This is a genomic window from Ensifer sp. Root423, assembly GCF_001426275.1.
Taxonomy (GTDB): domain Bacteria; phylum Pseudomonadota; class Alphaproteobacteria; order Rhizobiales; family Rhizobiaceae; genus Ensifer; species Ensifer adhaerens.
The window spans coordinates 87,405-105,464 of sequence record NZ_LMEG01000015.1 but is presented as its reverse complement, the minus strand read 5'-3'; the positions used below and the strand labels follow the sequence as shown (position 1 = coordinate 105,464).

Sequence of the window (18,060 nt, the reverse complement as noted above, 5' to 3'; positions counted from 1 at the left end):
CTGCCGATCCAGCTCCTTGCCTATCACACGGCGGTGTTCATGGGCACCGACGTCGACCAGCCCCGCAACCTCGCCAAATCGGTGACCGTCGAATGATCTATGTCCGGCACGAGCGCCCCGGCGACGAAGCGGTGATACATGCCGTGACCGCGGCCGCCTTCGAAGGGCATCCGCACAGCGACCAGAGCGAACCCTTCATCATCGAGCGACTGCGTGAGTCCGGTGCGCTGAGTGTGTCGCTGGTCGCCGAGATGAACGAGGAAGTCGTCGGGCACATCGCCTTTTCGCCCGTCACTCTGACGCCGGAAGAGCCCGGCTGGTTCGGGCTTGGGCCGGTCTCGGTCAAGCCGACGTTCAGGCCCAGGGCATCGGCCGGCAGCTGATCCTCGAGGGGCTCGAATGGCTGCGGGCGGAAGGGGCCGCCGGCTGCGTTGTCGTCGGTGATCCGGCCTTGTATCAAAAGTTCGGTTTCCGTAACGAATCGGCTCTTGTATTCCCCGGTTGTGCGCCGCAATATTTCATGGCGCTGGCTCTCTCCGGCGCGATGGCGGCCGGTACGGTCGCCTATCATCCGGCCTTCGGCGTCGAGTGAGGTTGAGACGGAAGAAGCATGACGGAACATTCGAAACGCGGCTATATCGGCACCCGGCTGCGCAACTACTTCCTGACGGGTTTGATCATCTGCGCACCGGTCGCGATCACCGTCTGGCTCGTGCGCACCTTCATCGACTGGGCCGACGGTTGGGTGAAGCCCTACCTGCCGAACTTCTATAATCCGGACACCTATTCGCCCGTGGCCATTCCCGGCTTCGGTCTGCTCGTCGCCATTTTCGTGATCACCTTCGTCGGTTTCATGACCGCAAACCTCGTCGGTCGGTCGATCGTGAATTTCGCCGAGTCGCTCCTCAATCGGACGCCTCTCGTCCGCACGATCTACAAGTCCACCAAGCAGATATTCCAGACGGTGCTGCAGGAACAGTCCTCCTCCTTCAAGAAGGCCGGGCTGATCGAGTATCCGAGCCCGGGCATCTGGTCGCTGGTGTTCATCGCAACGGATGTGAAAGGCGAGATCGCCTCGAAATTCAAGGAACGCGGCATGGACATGGTCGCGGTCTTCCTGCCGCCGACCCCGATCCCGACGGCGGGGTTCCTGCTGTTCATCCCGCGCGACAAGATCATCCCGCTTGACATGAGCGCGGAGGACGCGGCGAAGCTCCTGATCTCGGGGGGCCTCGTGACGCCCGACCAGAAGCCGCTCGCCAATGCACCTTTGAAAATCGGTCAGCAGAAGACTGAGATTCCCGTATCTTGATGCCGGGCCGCCGTGATCGTCGGTTTGGCAGGGTGGTCGGTCAGCCGGCGCGCAGGAAGCGGATCGCCTCATCGCGGCGGTAGAGATAGAGCAGCGTACGGAGCGCTTCGCCGCGCTCCGAAGTGAGGTCCGGATCGCGCTCGATCACGTAGGCGGCGTCCTTCCGCGCGATTTCGAGCAGATCGCCGTGGGCCTCCAGGCTGGCGATGCGAAAACCGGGCGTGCCTGACTGGCGCGTGCCGAGCAACTCGCCTTCGCCGCGCAGCTTCAGGTCTTCCTCGGCGATCAGGAAGCCGTCCTCGCTGTCGCGCAGGATCGAGAGCCGCGCGCGGCCGGTTTCGCCGAGCGGTCCCTTGTAGAGCAGGATGCACGTCGATGCCTCGTCGCCACGGCCGACGCGGCCGCGCAACTGGTGAAGCTGGGCAAGGCCGAAGCGTTCCGCATGCTCGATCACCATGATTGTTGCGTCGGGCACGTCGACGCCGACTTCCACGACTGTTGTCGCAACCAGCAGGCGGACCTCGCCGTTCTTGAAGGCGAGCATGACGGCGTCCTTCTCCGCCCCGTTCATACGGCCGTGTACCAGGCCGACATTGTTGCCGAAGCGCTTGGCGAGGCCTTCGTATCGTTCTTCGGCCGACATGACGTCGACGGCTTCGGACTCTTCCACGAGCGGGCAGATCCAATAGGCCTTCTTGCCTTCGCGAAGGGCAGCGTCGAGCCGATCGACGATGTCGCCAACGCGCTCCGTCGGGATCGTCACCGTCTGGATCGGCTTGCGTCCGGCGGGCTTTTCCGTGAGCTTCGAAACGTCCATGTCGCCGAAGGCGGCAAGCACCAGCGTGCGCGGGATCGGCGTTGCCGTCATGACCAGCATATGCGGCGAGATGCCCTTGGCGGTCAGGCGCAGGCGCTGGTGAACGCCGAAGCGATGCTGTTCGTCCACCACCGCCAGTGTCAGCTCCTTGTAGCTCACCGTGTCCTGGAAAAGCGCATGCGTGCCGATCACCATGCGCGTTTCTCCGGACGCGATGCGCTCGAGAATGGCGTCGCGCTCCTTGCCCTTGGTGCGGCCGGTCAAAACGTCGATGGCGATGCCCGCGGATGCGGCCATCCTTGCAAGCGTCGCATGGTGCTGGCGGGCGAGAATTTCGGTCGGCGCCATCAGCACCGCCTGACCGCCGGATTCGACGGCGGCGAGCATCGCCATCAGCGCCACCATCGTCTTGCCGGAGCCGACATCGCCTTGCAGCAGCCGGAGCATACGCTCGGTGCCGGCCATGTCCTTCAGGATGTCGGCGATCGCCGTCGACTGACTGGCTGTCAAGGAAAAGGGAAGGGCGTCGATGACCGGACGGGAAAGCACACCGGTCGCGTGAACCGGTACTCCCGCGACCTTGCGCAGGCGCTGGCGAACGAGAGCCAGGGACAATTGCCCGGCGAGAAACTCGTCATAGGCGAGGCGGCGGCGGGCAGGTGCCTGCGGATCAAGGTCGGTCGCGTCGCGGGGATCATGCAGCGCGCGGAAACTTTCGGCTGCGGTGCTGAAACCTTGTCGCGTCAGCAGCGCGTCGTCCATCCATTCGGGCATGTCCGGAACGCGGGCGACGGCGGCCTCGATCGACTTGCGCAATATCCTTGGTGAAAGTCCCGCTGTCAGCCCGTAGACCGGCTCGACCAGCGGCAGGTTTTCCGCCTCGCTTGCCCGGACCGCATAGTCAGGGTGAACCATGGAGGGGCGGCCGTTGAACCAGTCGACCTTGCCGCTGACGATGACTGTCTCATCGACCGGCAGCGATTTTTCCAACCAGTTGCCCTTGACGCGGAAGTAGGTGAGCGCCAGCTCCCCGGTCTCGTCATGCAGGAAGACGCGATAGGGCAGGTTGGGCTTTCCGCGCGGGGGCGGCTGGTGGCGATCGACCCGACCGGTGATGGTGACGATAACCCCTTGAGGCGCGTGGGCGATGCCAGGCTGTTGGCGCCGGTCGATCAACGAATGCGGCGCGTGAAAAACGAGATCGACCACGCGGCAGTCTTCGATCGTCTCGCGACCGAGCAAACGGGCATAGAGTTCGCCGATCTTCGGGCCGATGCCTGGAAGCGTGTCGAGCGGGGAGAAGAGCGGATCTAGCAGGGCGGGGCGCATGGCGATGAAATTGCGATGATAATTCGGGCTTTGGCAAGGCTGACAATCGGCTATTCAGAGTTTATAGAGCCGTTGACGACAAACCGTACCCCAAAGGCCTCGCGCGTTCGTCCGAGCGTGCAGGCGTCATCGCGGGCGGCAGGAAGGAATTTCCCATGACCGGCATCTCTCGCACCAGCGCCGATCTCGATCCGCGTCGACGGCGGATCCTGTTTCGCGCCTGGCATCGCGGCATTCGCGAGATGGATTTGATCCTCGGGCAATTTGCAGAGGCTGAGCTCTCGACGCTTTCTGAAGCACAACTCGATGAACTCGAGACGATCATGGGCGAGGAAGACAACGATCTCGTCAAGTGGATCATCGGCGAACAGCCGGTGCCGGCTTGCTATCAGACGCAGATGTTTCAGCGCATCGCTGCCTATCGTCCGGATTTCGACAAGCTTCCCGAAGGGATGAAATAGACCGATGATGCTGGCTGGCCTTGATCCGAAGAAGATTGTCGAAGCACAGCGAGAGATCACGATCGGGCCGGTGCCCTCCGGGGCCGAGGCGCTGATCCTTGCTGAGCTCGCCCGCGCCGGCCAGCCGGTCGCCTACATTCTATCGGACGGCCAGCGGATCGCCGATCTTGAGCAGGTCCTCTCATTCGTCGCGCCCGACATTCCGGTGCTGACGCTTCCCGGCTGGGACTGCCTTCCCTATGACCGCGTCTCGCCGAGCGCCGACACGTCGGCACGGCGGCTGGCGGCGCTGAGCGCCTTGATTGCGCACAAGAAGAAGCCGCATGCGGCGATCGTGCTGGTGACGGTCAACGCCGCCCTCCAGAAGATCTCGCCGCAGGACGTGATCCAGAGCCTGGCGTTTTCGGCCCGTCCGGGCAATCAGGTGCGTATGGACGACATCGCGATGCGGCTGGAGCGCAACGGCTTCGAGCGTGTCGCGACCGTGCGTGAGGTTGGCGAATACGCAGTGCGCGGCGGCATCCTCGATGTCTTCGTGCCGGGGAGCGGCGAGCCGCTGCGCCTTGATTTCTTCGGCGATACGCTCGAAACAATCCGCTCGTTCGATCCTGCAAGTCAGCGCACGACCGGTCAGGTCCGCTCCCTCGATCTCAATCCGATGAGCGAGGTGTCGCTGACGCCCGAAACGATTAGCCACTTCCGCAAGCACTACCTGTCGCTGTTCGGCGCGACGACCCGCGACGACGCGCTTTACCAGGCTGTCTCCGAAGGCCGGCGCTATGCCGGCATGGAGCATTGGCTGCCGCTGTTCTATGACGGGCTGGAGACAGTCTTCGACTATCTCGACGGCTTCCGTATCGTCACCGATCATCTGGCGCGCGAAGCTGCGGCTGAGCGCTCGAAGCTCATTCTCGACTATTACGACGCCCGTTTGGCCTCGGCGTCTCCGGGCAAGGCGCAGGCCACCCAGGGTACGCCCTACAAGCCGGTTCCGCCGGAGCTGCTCTATCTGAGCTCGCAGGGCTTCAACGCCGGCCTGAGTTCACGCGACGCCATTCGCCTGTCGCCCTTCAACGAGCACGAGGGCGAGGCCCGCCAGGTCATCTCGGTCGATGCGCGCCAGGGCATGCGTTGGGCGAAGTCGGCGGGTGAGGGCGAAGCCCAAGACGAACGCGTCAACGTCTTCGATCAGGCGGTCAAGTACATCGCCGAGCGGCGCTCGAAGGGCGCCAAGGTGGTGATTTCAGGCTGGAGCGAAGGATCGCTCGATCGCCTGCTCCAGGTTCTCGCCGAACACGGTCTCGGCAACGTCAAGCCCATCAAGGCACTCGCCGAGATCAAGTCGCTGAAGCCGGGCGAGGCGGCCTCGGCCGTGCTCAGCATCGAAGCCGGTTTCGAGACGGGCGATCTCGTCATCATCGGCGAACAGGATATTCTGGGCGACCGCATGGTCCGCCGCTCGAAGCGGCGCAAGCGCGGTGCCGACTTCATCGCCGAGGTGGCTGGTCTCGACGAGGGCAGCTATGTCGTGCACGCCGAACACGGCATCGGCCGTTTCGTCGGCCTGCGCACCATCGAGGCGGTCGGCGCCCCGCATGATTGCCTCGAGCTCGTCTATGCCGACGATGCCAAGCTTTTCCTGCCGGTCGAAAACATCGAGCTTCTGTCGCGCTACGGTTCAGAAGGCACCGATGCGATCCTCGACAAGCTCGGCGGCGTCGCCTGGCAGGCGCGCAAGGCCAAGCTCAAGAAGCGGCTGCTCGATATGGCGGGCGGCCTCATTCGCATCGCCGCCGAACGCCATACGCGCCGGGCGCCGGTGCTCGCCGCACAGGACGGCGTCTATGATGAGTTTGCCGCCCGCTTCCCCTATGACGAGACCGAAGACCAGCTGAACTCGATCGAGGCGGTGCGGGAAGATCTCGGCAGCGGCCGTCCGATGGACCGCCTCGTCTGCGGCGACGTCGGCTTCGGCAAGACGGAAGTGGCGCTTCGTGCCGCCTTCATCGCTGCCATGAACGGCGTACAGGTCGCGGTCGTCGTGCCGACGACGCTGCTTGCCCGCCAGCACTTCAAGACCTTTTCCGAACGGTTCCGTGGGCTGCCGATCCGCATCCAGCAGGCGTCGCGCCTCGTCGGTTCCAAGGAACTGGCGCTGACGAAGAAGGAAGTGGCCGATGGCAAGACCGATGTCGTCGTCGGTACGCATGCGCTGCTCGGCACGTCGGTCAACTTTGCCAATCTCGGCCTCTTGATCATCGACGAAGAGCAGCACTTCGGCGTCAAGCACAAGGAGCGGCTGAAGGAGCTGAAGTCCGACGTGCACGTGTTGACGCTTTCGGCGACGCCGATCCCGCGCACGCTGCAGCTTGCCCTGACCGGGGTGCGTGAACTGTCGCTGATCACGACGCCGCCGGTCGACCGCATGGCGGTGCGCACCTTCATCTCGCCCTTCGATGCGCTGGTGATCCGGGAAACGCTGATGCGCGAGCACTACCGCGGCGGCCAGAGCTTCTATGTCTGCCCGCGTCTGAGCGACTTGTCGGAGATCCATGATTTCCTGAAATCGGACGTTCCGGAGCTGAAGGTAGCCGTCGCCCACGGCCAGATGCCGGCAACCGAGCTCGAAGACATCATGAACGCCTTCTATGACGGCCGTTACGATGTACTGCTGTCGACGACGATCGTCGAATCCGGTCTCGACGTACCGACGGCCAACACGCTGATCGTGCACCGCGCCGACATGTTCGGTCTCGCCCAGCTCTACCAGCTTCGCGGCCGCGTCGGCCGCTCGAAGGTGCGCGCCTTTGCGCTGTTCACGCTGCCGGTCAACAAGACGCTGACGGGCATGGCCGAACGCCGGCTGAAGGTGCTGCAGTCGCTCGACACGCTCGGCGCCGGTTTCCAGCTCGCAAGTCACGACCTCGATATCCGCGGCGCTGGCAACCTGCTCGGCGAAGAGCAGTCGGGCCATATCAAGGAGGTTGGCTTCGAGCTTTACCAGCAGATGCTCGAGGAAGCGGTCGCCGAACTCAAGGGTGAGGAAGAAATCCACGACACCGGCTGGTCGCCGCAGATTTCGGTCGGAACGCCCGTCATGATCCCGGAACACTACGTTCCGGATCTGCATCTGAGGCTCGGCCTTTATCGTCGTCTCGGCGAACTGACGGACTTGAAGGAGATCGACGGCTTCGGCGCCGAGATGATCGACCGCTTCGGTCCGCTGCCGATCGAGGTCCAGCATCTCTTGAAGATCGTCTACATCAAGTCGCTCTGCCGCACGGCGAATGTCGAGAAGCTCGATGCCGGGCCGAAGGGCGTCGTCGTGCAGTTCCGCAACAAGGAATTCCCGAACCCTGCGGCACTGGTGGGTTACATCGCCAAGCAAGGCACGCTTTCGAAGATCCGGCCCGACCAGAGCATCTTCTTCCAGCGCGAACTGGCGACGCCGGAAAAGCGCCTGTCCGGTGCAGCAATGGTGATGACGCAGCTCGCCGGCCTGGCGAAGTAAGAAAAAACCGTACTGCCGCGTGGTGCGGCAGTACGGTCAAGGTCTGTCGAGCAAGTCTGTTTCAGGTCGTGCCGAGATCAGTTCGGCTTGCCGCTCGCCTTCATCTCGGCGATTTCGCGCAGCGCATTCGTCAATACATCGACCGATTGCGCGCCCATCACGGCATATTGTCCTTCGAGGATGAAGCAGGGAACGCCGGTTACGCCCATCTCGCGGGCCATGCCAACCTCTTCCTTGACCGCATCCTTGTCGGCATCGGAGCCAAGCAGAGCCGCAACGACGGGGCGATCGAGGCCTGCTTGCTCGGCGATATCGAGCAGGACCGCGTGATCACCGACATTGCGGCCTTCTTCGAAATTGGCCTTGAACAGCAAGCCGACGACGGCGGACTGCGCCTGCTCGCCGTTGGTCGCGGCCCAGCGGACAAGCCGATGAGCGTCAAGCGTGTTCGGGCTGATCTTCACCGCTTCGAAGTCGAAGGCGATGCCGTCGGCATTGCCGAGTTCGCGCAGCGTGTCGTGGGCGCGATCGACGGCCGCCTGGCCGCCGAGCTTCTCGGCAAGATGCCGCTTGTGATCGATCCCCTCGGGCGGCAGGTCGGGATTGAGCTGGTAGGGGCGCCAGTTGACCGTGACCAGCACGTCCGGAAGATTGGCAATCGCCTGGTCGAGCCGCGCCTTGCCGAGATAACACCAGGGACAAACAACGTCCGAGACAATATCGATGCTGACGGTTTGCATGGTGTGGGCGCCTTTCCTTGTTCGGTTGAAGGCGAGATAAGCCGGTTTCATCCGGCTTTCAATGCGTTACCAAAAGGGAACCAACCCTCTATTGTGCGTTTTGATCCCACCAGGTCGGAAGCTGGTAGCCGTAAAGCGGCATGGTATCGGGCCGGCCGATATGCTTGCGTCGCGCCACCCACTGTGCGTCGAGGTGATAGAGCGGCACCAGATAGGAATTGTTGACGAGCAACCGGTCATGCGCACGCACCGCCGCCGTGAAGTCTTCGCTCGTGCGGGCCTGCAGGATGTTATTGACCATCCGGTCGACGTCCTTGTCGGCGACGCCGGCGAAGTTGTCGCTACCCTGCCGGTCGCGCGCCTGTGAGGTCCAGCGCCCGGCCTGCTCAATGCCGGGTGACAGCGTCGAGGGGAAGGATTTGATGATCACGTCGTAGTCGAAGGACTGGCTGCGCTGCTGGTACTGCGAATCGTCGACGGTGCGCACGGACGCCTGGATGCCGAGAGGTGCGAGAAATCGCTGGTAGGCGAGGGCGATTTTTTCCTGGCCGGCATTCTGGCTCATGATCTCGAACGCGAGCGGTTTGCCCTGCGGGTCGACCATCTTGCCGTCCTTGATCTGATAGCCGGCCTCGCGCATCAGCGAGACAGCAACACGCAGCACGTTGCGATCGCGCCCGGACGCGTCGGTCACCGGCAGGCGATAGGTGCCGTCGAGGATCGCCGGGTTGATTCGATCGCGGGCGTCGCCGATCAGGCCGAGTTCGCGGTCGTCGGCCGGTGCGCCGAGAAAACTCAGCGCCGAGTTCTGCCAGTAGCTCTGCGTGCGCGTATAGGCGCTGTCGAAGAGGTTCTTGTTGACCCACTCGAAGTCGAAGACCAGCGCCAGGCCCTGGCGGAGCTTCAAGTTGTCGAACATTGGCCTGCGGGTATTGAAGACGATGCCGAGCATGCCGGACGGCGTCTTCGGCGTGAAGGTTTCCTTGACGACCTCGCCGGAACGAACCGCCGGGAAATCGTAGCCGCGCGCCCACTTGGTGGCGCTGCCTTCCGGATAGATGTCGATCTCGCCCTTCTTGAAGGCTTCGAACAGCGAGTTCTCCTGGAGGAAATACTCCACGGAGATCTCGTCGTAATTGTCCTGGCCGACCTTCGAGGGCAGGTCCTTGGCCCAATAGTCCGGGTTTCGCTTGTAGACGATGCGCTCGCCCGGTTTCACCTCTGCGACGCGGTAGGGGCCGGAGCCGAGCGGCGGCTTCAGCGTGGTCTGGTCGAAGGTCGCAAGGTCGATGGCATGTTTCGGCAGCACCGGCGACAGGCCGAGCAGGAGCGGCAGCTCGCGGTCGGCATCCTCGGTGAAGGTAAAGCGCACGCTGCGCTCCCCGACCTTTTCGAGCTTCGCCACCTTGGCCATGCGGTTGCTGAAGGGGACACGCCCCTTGTCACGCAGCAGCTCGAAGCTGAAGATCACGTCCTCGGCGGTAACAGGTTGCCCGTCGGCCCAGCGGGCCTTCGGGTTGAGATTGAACTGGATGAAGGTCCGGTCGTCATCCCACTCCACTGTTTCGGCGAGCAGGCCATACATGGTGAAGGCCTCGTCGCGCGAACGCTGCATCAGCGATTCGTAGACGAGGTTGCCGTATTCCGGATCCCACATGCCGCGCGCGGTGGTGCGCATGCTCTTCAGGATGAAGGGATTGAGGCTGTCGAAGCTGCCGACGACGCCATAGGAGATCTTTCCACCCTTTTTTACGTCCGGATTGACGTAGGGAAAGTTCTTGAAATCGGCAGGCAGCGCCGGCTCTCCGTGCATGGCAATCGCATGCACGGGAGCGGCTGCCGCAGCAGTGCCGAATGAAGTGGCGGTCAGGATCAGCGCCAGACCGGAAAGAATTGCACGCAAGGTCACCTCCCGTGAGGGGTATCAACAGGCCGATTCCCCGAACGTTACCAATGCCGACGGATGAATCCAACCGATCCGCGGTCCAAATTCCGCCTAGTATGAAGTCAAAAAATGACAGGAAACACTGGATAATCGAAGCGAGCCAATGTAACAGGTGTTTCCGGAAACGGGGTCATGCATTTGCCTTATTTGGCCAACAGGACAACGGCGGCTGACGATACTCACCTGCGGAACAACTGTTCCGTTACCGGATTTCAGGAGACGGAATCACAATGATCTTCAAGTCGAATATTGCAAAACGTTCGGGCATGGCAGCGCTGGCGCTCACTGTAGCTGCTGCGGGCGTTCCGAGCGTTGCGTCTGCACAGCAGGCTGGCGGCAAGCCGCCGCAGGGCTGGTTCAAGGTTTGCACCAAGCAGGAAGACAACGATGTCTGCATCGTTCAGAACCTGCTGACCGCCAACAACGGCCAGCTCGTGACCGCTGTCGGCCTCATCACCGTCTCCGGCAAGGTCAACCGCAAGATCATGCAGGTTTCCGTACCGTCCGCGCGCCTCATTCCGACCGGCGTTCAGATGCAGATCGACGGCGGCAAGCCGGTCAAGCTCGACTACGCCATCTGCATGCCCGACAAGTGCGTTGCAGAAGCGCCGCTTTCCGACCAGCTGATCGCCAGCCTGAAGAAGGGCAATGAGGTCGTCTTCACCTCGGTCAACTTCCAGCGCGCTCCGAACCCGATCAAGATGGCCCTGACGGGCTTCACCGGTGTGTTCGACGGCGAGCCGATCGAGCAGTCGCAGCTCGAAGAGCGTCAGCGCCTGCTGCAGGAAGAGATGCAGAAGAAGGCCGAGGACGCGCGCAAGAAGCTTGAAGAAGCCCAGAAGGCTGCCAAGCAGAACTAAGCGGTCCTCCGCAAACTCATAAAGAAACGCCCGGACCTCGCGGTCCGGGCGTTTTCATTTGTTCGAGAGCGCAGTTGCCTTAGTGCCGGAACGTCGCCTTGGGCCTGTAGTGGCCGACGCCATCCTTGTCGAACAGGGCATCGACTTGCGCGTGGCGCATCGGCCGGTCGCTGTCGTCGAATTCCAGGTTCTGCTCGGAGACGTAGGCGACATACTCGCTGTCGTCGTTCTCGGCGAACAGGTGATAGAAGGGCTGATCCTTGCTCGGGCGGATCTCCTGCGGAATGGCGTTCCACCACTCCTCGGTGTTGGCGTATTCCGGGTCGACGTCGAAAATGACGCCGCGGAACGGGAAAACCCGATGGCGAACCACCTGTCCGATCTCGAATTTGGCGTTTCTCTGTTTCATGACGCAACACATCCTTTCAGGAGATTATCTGGGTTGGCGAACCCAAAACATCAATAGGGAATTCCCTACACCCTCCATTGATCGATCTCGCCGCGCGTGTCCCGCGGACGCGCAAAAGTTGTTGGCAACATAATATCACACAATTCGACGGTTTCGTGCCGCTCCTTGTTCAGGGCGCTCGCAATCGTGCGCGCCAAAGAAAAGGCCGGCGGCTCCGTTTGAGGAGCCGCCGGCCCTTGAGCACGGCTTGAACCGGTTGCCGATGCCGCCGGTTCCAATGGTTTTAGACCGAGTAGTACATGTCGTACTCGACCGGATGCGGGGTCATTTCGAAGCGCATGACTTCCTGCATCTTAAGTTCGATGAAGGAATCGATCTGGTCGTCGTCGAAGACGCCGCCGGCCGTCAGGTACTTGCGGTCCTTGTCGAGGCTTTCCAGCGCTTCGCGCAGCGAGCCGCAAACGGTCGGGATCTTCTTCAGTTCCTTCGGCGGCAGGTCATAAAGGTCCTTGTCCATGGCCTTGCCGGGGTGCAGCTTGTTCTTGATGCCGTCGAGGCCGGCCATCAGCATGGCTGCGAAGGCGAGGTAGGGGTTGGCGGTCGGGTCCGGGAAGCGGACTTCGACGCGCTTGGCCTTCGGGTTGGTGCCGAACGGAATGCGGCACGAAGCCGAACGGTTGCGTGCCGAATAGGCGAGCAGAACCGGTGCTTCATAGCCCGGGACGAGACGCTTGTAGGAGTTCGTCGACGGGTTGGTGAAGGCGTTCAGCGACTTGGCATGCTTGATGATGCCGCCGATGAAGTAGAGGCAGGATTCCGACAGGCCGGCATATTCATCGCCGGCGAAGGTCGGCTTGCCGTCCTTCCAGATCGACAGGTGTACGTGCATGCCCGAGCCGTTGTCGCCGAAGATCGGCTTCGGCATGAAGGTTGCCGTCTTGCCATAGGCATTGGCGACCTGGTGCACGACGTACTTGTAGATCTGCATCTTGTCGGCGTTGCGCACCAGCGCGTCGAACTTGACGCCGAGCTCGTGCTGGGCGGCGGCCACTTCGTGGTGATGCTTTTCGACGGTGACGCCCATTTCGGACAGGACCGTCAGCATTTCAGAGCGCATGTCCTGGCAGCTGTCGATCGGCGGAACCGGGAAGTAGCCGCCCTTGACGCGCGGGCGGTGGCCGAGGTTGCCGGTCTCATAATCGGTGTCGTCGTTCGACGGCAGTTCCGAGGAGTCGAGCTTGAAGCCGGTGTTGTACGGGTCGGCCTTGTACTTGACGTCGTCGAAGACGAAGAATTCTGCTTCCGGGCCAACGAAGACGGTGTCGCCGATGCCGGATGCCTTGAGGTAGGCTTCAGCCTTCTTGGCCGTGCCGCGCGGGTCGCGGTTGTAGGATTCGCCCGAAACCGGATCGAGAATGTCGCAGATGATGACCATCGTCGACTGCGCGAAGAACGGGTCCATATGCGCTGTTTCCGGATCGGGCATCAGCACCATGTCGGACTCGTTGATGGCCTTCCAGCCGCCAATCGAGGAACCGTCGAACATGACGCCATCGGCGAACATGTCTTCGTCGACGCAGACCACATCCATCGTTACGTGCTGCAGCTTGCCCTTCGGATCGGTAAAGCGCAGGTCGACGAACTTGACGTCGTTGTCCTTGATTTGCTTCAGAATATCGCTTGCAGTCGTCATTTGCCGTTATTCCCTGTGTGAGATGACGAGGATTTGAAAAGAACCGGGCCGAACGGCCCGTGATGTCAGATGGCGTCGAGGCCGGTTTCGCCCGTGCGAATTCGGATGACTTCTTCCACATTGGAAACGAAAATCTTTCCGTCACCAATGCGGCCGGTTTGCGCGGCGTTGCGGATCGCCTCGATGACGGCCTCCGCGTTTTCATCCGCCAGCACGACTTCGACCTTTACCTTCGGCAGGAAGTCCACCACGTATTCGGCGCCGCGATACAGCTCCGTGTGACCCTTCTGCCGCCCGAAGCCCTTGGCTTCCGTGACGGTGATACCCTGCAGACCGACTTCCTGAAGGGCTTCCTTCACTTCGTCGAGCTTGAAGGGCTTAATGATCGCTTCGATCTTTTTCATGAGAAAATGTCTCTCCGCTTCTCCCTTGAAAGCAGGATCATGCCCGCTCGCCCTGAATATGCACGTTGCATGCCAGTTTTTCTGCGAAAATCTGTCAGAATGACAAAAAATCTGCTGTCGGCGCGCCGATTGCGGGATTTCCATACCTTCGGCGGGCGCGATCTGCCTATTTTTTATGATTTCCGATCGAAAGATGCCCGCTTCTTGCGGCGTCTCCGCGTCATTGCTGACGCAAAGCTTGTTATTTGAGCAACAATTATGTGCAAGTGCATGATTTTAAGGCAATCGTGGTGGCGGCGCTGAGGCCTTGCTTCACGCGCGTGGGCATGGATAAGTCTGGCGTATGCGCTCCGACCTTCAGCACCTGTTGATCACGCCCGCCGAAATGACGGCAATCGACCGGGCGGCAGCCCAATCCGGCATCGATAGTTTTACGCTGATGCGCAACGCCGGACTGGCGGTGACGGCGGCGGCCCTGCGACATTTTCCGGATGCCCGCCGCTTCGTCGTGCTCTGCGGTCCAGGCAACAATGGCGGTGACGGGTACATCGCAGCCCGCGGCCTTGCCGAAAGCGGGGCGGATGTCGCGGTGTTCGTCCTCGGCGATCCCGCCAGGCTTCAAGGAGATGCAGCGCGGGCCTGGTCCGACTGGAGTGGTCCTGCTGCGCCAATCTCTGCATTCGAACCACAGGCTGGCGATGTCGTCATCGATGCGCTCTTTGGGGCGGGCTTGTCACGCGACCTCCCTGACGACGTCGTTCACCTTATAGAACGGGTCAATGCCAGCGGCGTTCCGGTCGTTGCCATCGATCTGCCGAGCGGCATCGACGGCCGGACGGGCGAGATCCGGGGCGCCGCCTTTGCCACTCGCCACACTGTCACGTTCATGGCGCCCAAGCCCGGTCATTGGCTTCTGCCCGGGCGATCCCTCTGCGGCACACTCAAGGTGTTCGATATCGGCATTCCCGCGCGCATTGTGCGTGCCGGCGCAGGTTCGCTGCGCCTCAACGCGCCGTTCCTCTGGGCGGGCTGGGGAGGTGACCTGGCGGCCTCGACGCACAAGTTCAAGCGCGGGCATCTGGTCGTTTTCTCAGGCGACCGCCAGGCAACGGGCGCGGCGCGACTTTCGGCGGCAGCGGGCCTTGCGGCTGGCGCTGGCCTCGTTACCGTCGCCACCGGCAAGGCCGCGCTCGGCATCAATGCGTCTCATCTGACGGCGGTGATGGTGAAGGAGATCGACGGAAGCCGGGAGCTTACCAAATGGCTGCAGGACCAGCGCCTGGGCAGCTTCGTGCTTGGGCCGGGTTTTGGCATCGGCAAGAAGGCGAGGGACTTTGCGCTTGCGCTCTGCGATCGCTCTCTGGTGCTCGACGCCGATGGCATCACCTCGTTCCAGACGAACCCCGGCGAACTGTTCGCGGCGCTGGCGAAAGGTGGCGGGCAAATGGTGATGACGCCGCATGATGGCGAGTTCGCTCGCCTCTTTCCGGAGATCGCCGGTGACGACGGGCTTTCGAAGATCGAGAAGGCGCAGGCCGCGGCGCGGGCGAGCCATGCCGTGATCGTCTACAAGGGCGCCGACACCGTCGTTGCCGCGCCGGACGGGCGGGCCGTCGTCAACAACAATGCGCCGCCGTGGCTGGCAACCGCCGGATCGGGGGACGTACTTGCCGGCATCGTCGGCGCACATCTGGCGAAAGGAATGCCGGCCTTCGAAGCGGCGATCGCAGCGGTCTGGCGCCATGGCGCAGCCGGGGCCAAGGCAGGGCCAGGCTTGACCGCTGAAACGCTGATCGGCGCGATACCGCCGATCAGTTGATCGTGAGCGCACAGGCGACAAACCACCTCTTGAGAGGCGACGTTCGCGGTGTCCGCCCAGATGCGCTATCAGCCGCGCGTGCCCTTGGCGATCGGCTCCTGGTAGGTGAAGCCCAAGTCCCAGGGGAAATAGATCCAGGTGTCCTGGCTGACTTCGGTCACGAAGGTATCGACGAGCGGCCGGCCCTTCGGCTTGGCGTAGACGGCAGCGAAATGCGCCTTCGGCAGCATTGCCCGTACTTCGGCCGCGGTCTTGCCGGTGTCCGTCAGGTCGTCGACGATCAGCACGCCTTCACCGCCGTCCTTGGTGATTTCAGGCGTGATGCCCTTCAGCACTTTCATCTGCCCCTGCGTGTCGTAGTCATGGTAGGAGGCGACGCAGACGGTTTCGATCATCCGGATATTGAGTTCGCGCGAAATGATCGCAGCCGGAACCAGGCCGCCACGGGTGATGCAAACCATGGCACGCCATTCCTGGCCGTTGTCGGCCAGCCGCCAGGCAAGCGCCCGGGCATCGCGGTGGAACTGGTCCCAGGAAACGGGAAAGGCTTTATCGGGCAGCGACATGGGTGGGCTCCGGCTTGTCTGAACGAGGGTAAGGCGAAGCGTCCGGCAGATCGGGCAGGCGGGAACGCGTCATCCTGATTTGCCGACATGCAATAACGGCATTGAGGCCTTGAGTGCAAGGGCTTCGCGCTATCCCTTTGCCCGCGCGTCGGCGATTGCCTGGATCATCGCCTGGACATCAGCCTCCGCTGCAGCAAGCGCTTCCGGATCGCGGGCCCGCACGACGATATCCGTCGAGAAGGTCTTGCCGTCAAATTTCGGGTAGGAGCCGATGCTCGTCTCCGGATGGTTCTTCTGCACTTCGGTCAGCGGGCTGCCGATATCGCCCTCGCCGAAGGGCGAGCGTACGGTGCGGGAGAGGAGGGGCGAGCCGACGTTCAGGCCGGGCAGCAGCGCGTCGAGCATGGCCTGGAAGACCTGCGGCACGCCGGCCATGACATGCACGTTGCCGATGGCGAAGCCAGGCGCTGTCGATACCGGGTTGGGGATATGGCGTGCACCGAGTGGCATGCGCGCCATGCGCTTGCGCGCGTCGGTAAACTCCATGTTGCGGCGTTCGTACATGGCGCCGAGCAGCGCCATCGCCTCGGACTCGTAGATGCATTCGACGCCGAAGGCGCGAGACACGGCGTCGGCCGTGATGTCGTCATGCGTCGGGCCGATGCCGCCGGATGTGAAGACGTAATCGTAGCGGCTGCGCACCGCATTGATCGCCTCGACGATCGCCGCCTCGTCGTCGGCGACGATGCGCACTTCTTTCAGGTCGATGCCGACCATGGTCATCATGTCGGCGAGGTGACCGATGTTCTTGTCCTTGGTTCGCCCCGACAAAAGTTCGTCGCCGATGGCGACCATGGCGGCAGTGACGACTTTTATGCTGCTCATCGGGTGATCCTGTTTGTTTAGTCAGTCATTTAACAGTGAATTATTATTGTTCACATTGCGAGAACAGTCTGTTTCCCGGACGGCTCCTGGCATGCGGCTGCATTTTGATAAATCTTCCGCGCAGCAGTGATCAAGTGGGATCGCTTGTATCCAAAGGAGCAATTATGGCCAAGGTTCTCGTTCTCTACTATTCGGCATACGGACACGTCGAAACCATGGCTTACGCCGTGGCCGAAGGCGCCAAGTCTGCCGGCGCCGAAGTCGACGTCAAGCGCGTTCCGGAACTGGTGCCGGACGAGATCGCCAAGGCCTCTCATTTCAAACTCGACCAGGCCGCGCCGATCGCCCATGTCGAGGAGCTTGCCCAATACGACGCGATCATCTTCGGCGCCGGGACGCGCTTCGGCACCGTTGCTTCGCAGATGCGCAACTTCATCGATCAGACGGGCAGCCTGTGGGCGTCTGGCAAGCTGGTCGGCAAGGTCGGCTCGGTCTTCACGTCCTCGGCCACCCAGCATGGCGGTCAGGAATCCACGATCCTCGGCTTCATTCCGACGCTGATGCATCACGGCATGGTCGTCGCTGGTCTTCCCTATGCCTTCCAGGGCCAGATGGGCCTCGACGAAATCAAGGGCGGCTCGCCCTATGGCGCCTCGACGATCACCGATGCCGACGGCTCGCGCCAGCCGTCCGAGGTCGAACTCCAGGCGGCCCGCTTCCAGGGCGCACACGTCGCCAAGATCGCTGCGAAGCTTTCGGCCTGATCATTTCGACGCAATCGTTTCAAGAGCTTAGGCGGCGCCGCAAGGGGCCGCCTTTTTGTTTTGCGGCTAGCCTTTCCGGGTGATTCGCGAATGTGGCAATTCGTACCACACTTGTGCTAATATCCGCGGCGTTCGGCATTGAGTATGCCTTTGACGAGGAGGAATGCAGGGCCGTGCGGCAACGGCCCGCCGAAGACGGAAACGTCTTTCGGATTATCGGGAGGGAAGTATGGCGCGAATTACGTACACCATCGTTCCTCATGACGGCGGATGGGCCTATAAGGCCGCCGACGCCTTTTCGGAACCCTTTCCCAACCGCGAAACGGCGCTTGCCGCCGCCAAGGCCGCCGCCGCCGAACAGCAAGTCGGCGGCGACGACGAGGAGATCAGCTTCCAGGACGAAGAGGGCCACTGGCACTTCGAACACACGGATGGCGGCGATCGGCCTGAAGCGACCGTCGAAGACGGCTGAAACGGTCAAGGCGACCGGCTCATTGCGAACACATAGCGTTTAGTATTGCGTGCACACCATCTCTCCACGGAGG

General features: G+C 62.2%; 16 protein-coding genes and 2 pseudogenes. 10 read left to right on the top strand and 8 right to left on the bottom strand.

What is annotated here, in order from left to right; all coding sequences use genetic code 11:
• From ASD01_RS34740 to ASD01_RS16285, 3 genes and pseudogenes are all read left to right on the top strand, one after another.
• Positions 1–96: pseudogene (locus tag ASD01_RS34740) on the top strand (SIS domain-containing protein); the annotation flags it as partial.
• A pseudogene (locus ASD01_RS16290) lies at positions 96–592 on the top strand (GNAT family N-acetyltransferase). The pseudogenes ASD01_RS34740 and ASD01_RS16290, both read left to right, overlap by 1 nt.
• An 18-nt stretch (positions 593–610) precedes the next feature.
• Positions 611–1,312, top strand: a complete 702-nt coding sequence (locus tag ASD01_RS16285; protein ID WP_034791018.1) for a DUF502 domain-containing protein — start codon at positions 611–613, stop codon at positions 1,310–1,312.
• Positions 1,313–1,352: 40 nt separating this feature from the next.
• Here ASD01_RS16285 and recG read toward each other — a convergent pair whose 3' ends face one another.
• On the bottom strand, positions 1,353–3,458 hold the full coding sequence (gene recG / locus ASD01_RS16280) for an ATP-dependent DNA helicase RecG (RefSeq protein ID WP_034791021.1): 2,106 nt from the start codon (positions 3,456–3,458) through the stop codon (positions 1,353–1,355).
• A 155-nt stretch (positions 3,459–3,613) separates the two neighbouring features.
• Between recG and ASD01_RS16275 the strand changes: the two genes are divergently transcribed.
• Both ASD01_RS16275 and mfd read left to right on the top strand, forming a co-directional pair.
• Positions 3,614–3,919 (top strand): FAD assembly factor SdhE, encoded by a 306-nt coding sequence (locus ASD01_RS16275; protein ID WP_034791024.1) that lies wholly within the window; start codon positions 3,614–3,616, stop codon positions 3,917–3,919.
• 7 nt (positions 3,920–3,926) lie between these two features.
• Positions 3,927–7,430, top strand: a complete 3,504-nt coding sequence (gene mfd, locus ASD01_RS16270) for a transcription-repair coupling factor (protein WP_034791384.1) — start codon at positions 3,927–3,929, stop codon at positions 7,428–7,430.
• Between the two features lie 77 nt (positions 7,431–7,507).
• Here the strand turns inward: mfd and ASD01_RS16265 are convergent, their stop codons facing one another.
• Both ASD01_RS16265 and ASD01_RS16260 read right to left on the bottom strand, forming a co-directional pair.
• Positions 7,508–8,170 carry a DsbA family oxidoreductase gene (locus ASD01_RS16265; RefSeq protein WP_034791385.1) on the bottom strand — a complete coding sequence of 221 codons (663 nt, stop codon included), beginning with the start codon at positions 8,168–8,170 and terminating at the stop codon, positions 7,508–7,510.
• An 88-nt stretch (positions 8,171–8,258) separates the two neighbouring features.
• Positions 8,259–10,073 carry an extracellular solute-binding protein gene (locus ASD01_RS16260; protein ID WP_082572999.1) on the bottom strand — a complete coding sequence of 605 codons (1,815 nt, stop codon included), beginning with the start codon at positions 10,071–10,073 and terminating at the stop codon, positions 8,259–8,261.
• Positions 10,074–10,345: 272 nt separating this feature from the next.
• On the opposite strand from ASD01_RS16260, the gene ASD01_RS16255 reads away from it, so the two are divergent.
• Positions 10,346–10,975 (top strand): invasion associated locus B family protein, encoded by a 630-nt coding sequence (locus tag ASD01_RS16255; protein WP_034791027.1) that lies wholly within the window; start codon positions 10,346–10,348, stop codon positions 10,973–10,975.
• Positions 10,976–11,054: 79 nt separating this feature from the next.
• Here the strand turns inward: ASD01_RS16255 and hspQ are convergent, their stop codons facing one another.
• The 3 genes from hspQ to ASD01_RS16240 all read right to left on the bottom strand — a co-directional run bounded on the left by hspQ (position 11,055) and on the right by ASD01_RS16240 (position 13,481).
• Positions 11,055–11,384, bottom strand: a complete 330-nt coding sequence (gene hspQ / locus ASD01_RS16250; RefSeq protein WP_034791060.1) for a heat shock protein HspQ — start codon at positions 11,382–11,384, stop codon at positions 11,055–11,057.
• Between the two features lie 283 nt (positions 11,385–11,667).
• Positions 11,668–13,077 carry a type I glutamate--ammonia ligase gene (glnA, locus tag ASD01_RS16245; protein WP_034791062.1) on the bottom strand — a complete coding sequence of 470 codons (1,410 nt, stop codon included), beginning with the start codon at positions 13,075–13,077 and terminating at the stop codon, positions 11,668–11,670.
• A gap of 65 nt (positions 13,078–13,142) precedes the next feature.
• Positions 13,143–13,481: a P-II family nitrogen regulator gene (locus tag ASD01_RS16240; protein WP_003528058.1), complete on the bottom strand. Its 339-nt coding sequence runs from the start codon at positions 13,479–13,481 to the stop codon at positions 13,143–13,145.
• A gap of 99 nt (positions 13,482–13,580) precedes the next feature.
• Here ASD01_RS16240 and ASD01_RS35605 point away from each other — a divergent pair, with 99 nt between their 5' ends.
• Positions 13,581–13,730, top strand: a complete 150-nt coding sequence (locus ASD01_RS35605; RefSeq protein WP_156552955.1) for a hypothetical protein — start codon at positions 13,581–13,583, stop codon at positions 13,728–13,730.
• 94 nt (positions 13,731–13,824) lie between these two features.
• On the top strand, positions 13,825–15,300 hold the full coding sequence (locus ASD01_RS16235; RefSeq protein ID WP_060530032.1) for an NAD(P)H-hydrate dehydratase: 1,476 nt from the start codon (positions 13,825–13,827) through the stop codon (positions 15,298–15,300).
• Between the two features lie 68 nt (positions 15,301–15,368).
• Here the strand turns inward: ASD01_RS16235 and gpt are convergent, their stop codons facing one another.
• On the bottom strand, positions 15,369–15,866 hold the full coding sequence (gene gpt / locus ASD01_RS16230) for a xanthine phosphoribosyltransferase (RefSeq protein WP_034791068.1): 498 nt from the start codon (positions 15,864–15,866) through the stop codon (positions 15,369–15,371).
• Between the two features lie 129 nt (positions 15,867–15,995).
• Positions 15,996–16,751 (bottom strand): competence/damage-inducible protein A, encoded by a 756-nt coding sequence (locus tag ASD01_RS16225; protein WP_034791070.1) that lies wholly within the window; start codon positions 16,749–16,751, stop codon positions 15,996–15,998.
• A gap of 164 nt (positions 16,752–16,915) precedes the next feature.
• Between ASD01_RS16225 and wrbA the strand changes: the two genes are divergently transcribed.
• Positions 16,916–17,515: an NAD(P)H:quinone oxidoreductase gene (gene wrbA, locus ASD01_RS16220; protein WP_034791083.1), complete on the top strand. Its 600-nt coding sequence runs from the start codon at positions 16,916–16,918 to the stop codon at positions 17,513–17,515.
• A 229-nt stretch (positions 17,516–17,744) separates the two neighbouring features.
• A complete protein-coding gene (locus tag ASD01_RS16215; protein ID WP_034791085.1) occupies positions 17,745–17,987 on the top strand; it encodes a DUF2188 domain-containing protein in 243 nt (80 codons plus the stop codon).
• Positions 17,988–18,060 lie beyond the last annotated feature (73 nt).

Excerpts from the sequence above, each read along its gene's own strand:
- ASD01_RS16285 (WP_034791018.1), top strand. The coding sequence starts at position 611 with ATGACGGAACATTCGAAACGCGGCTATATCGGCACCCGGCTGCGCAAC.
- recG (WP_034791021.1), bottom strand. The coding sequence starts at position 3,458 with ATGCGCCCCGCCCTGCTAGATCCGCTCTTCTCCCCGCTCGACACGCTT.
- ASD01_RS16275 (WP_034791024.1), top strand. The coding sequence starts at position 3,614 with ATGACCGGCATCTCTCGCACCAGCGCCGATCTCGATCCGCGTCGACGG.
- mfd (WP_034791384.1), top strand. The coding sequence starts at position 3,927 with ATGCTGGCTGGCCTTGATCCGAAGAAGATTGTCGAAGCACAGCGAGAG.
- ASD01_RS16265 (WP_034791385.1), bottom strand. The coding sequence starts at position 8,170 with ATGCAAACCGTCAGCATCGATATTGTCTCGGACGTTGTTTGTCCCTGG.
- ASD01_RS16255 (WP_034791027.1), top strand. The coding sequence starts at position 10,346 with ATGATCTTCAAGTCGAATATTGCAAAACGTTCGGGCATGGCAGCGCTG.
- hspQ (WP_034791060.1), bottom strand. The coding sequence starts at position 11,384 with ATGAAACAGAGAAACGCCAAATTCGAGATCGGACAGGTGGTTCGCCAT.
- glnA (WP_034791062.1), bottom strand. The coding sequence starts at position 13,077 with ATGACGACTGCAAGCGATATTCTGAAGCAAATCAAGGACAACGACGTC.
- ASD01_RS16240 (WP_003528058.1), bottom strand. The coding sequence starts at position 13,481 with ATGAAAAAGATCGAAGCGATCATTAAGCCCTTCAAGCTCGACGAAGTG.
- ASD01_RS35605 (WP_156552955.1), top strand. The coding sequence starts at position 13,581 with ATGACAAAAAATCTGCTGTCGGCGCGCCGATTGCGGGATTTCCATACC.
- ASD01_RS16235 (WP_060530032.1), top strand. The coding sequence starts at position 13,825 with ATGCGCTCCGACCTTCAGCACCTGTTGATCACGCCCGCCGAAATGACG.
- gpt (WP_034791068.1), bottom strand. The coding sequence starts at position 15,866 with ATGTCGCTGCCCGATAAAGCCTTTCCCGTTTCCTGGGACCAGTTCCAC.
- ASD01_RS16225 (WP_034791070.1), bottom strand. The coding sequence starts at position 16,751 with ATGAGCAGCATAAAAGTCGTCACTGCCGCCATGGTCGCCATCGGCGAC.
- wrbA (WP_034791083.1), top strand. The coding sequence starts at position 16,916 with ATGGCCAAGGTTCTCGTTCTCTACTATTCGGCATACGGACACGTCGAA.
- ASD01_RS16215 (WP_034791085.1), top strand. The coding sequence starts at position 17,745 with ATGGCGCGAATTACGTACACCATCGTTCCTCATGACGGCGGATGGGCC.